The 254-nt window shown below is 44.5% G+C and carries 1 protein-coding gene; it reads right to left on the bottom strand.

Annotated features, from left to right (window positions below):
* The coding region (locus tag PZC42_RS25000; RefSeq protein ID WP_277214335.1) for a GRP family sugar transporter at window positions 1-254 on the bottom strand (254 nt) is incomplete at both ends.

Below are 254 nucleotides of genomic sequence, written 5' to 3'. Positions count from 1 at the left end.
ACAAAGTTGAAGCCGTTGCTTGACCGATGTTAGGGTTAGCCGTTGAGATAAACATGAAGACGTTACCCAAAGCCCAAACCAAACCAGTCACGATGTTCATCCAAGTTCCCTTTTGGAACATCGTCTTACCTTCCTTCATAAAGAAGATAACGATGATGAAGGCACCCAATACTTGACCAATTGATTGTGGTCCAACAATGGCTGTCATGTAGTCCAAACCGTCGTGACGGTTGTGAACGGCGTTTGAGATGTAA

Origin of the sequence: Isoptericola croceus, from assembly GCF_029382255.1 — a bacterium.
In the GTDB taxonomy this organism is placed as follows: domain Bacteria; phylum Actinomycetota; class Actinomycetes; order Actinomycetales; family Cellulomonadaceae; genus Isoptericola; species Isoptericola croceus.
This window is presented reverse-complemented; position numbering and strand designations above follow the sequence as displayed.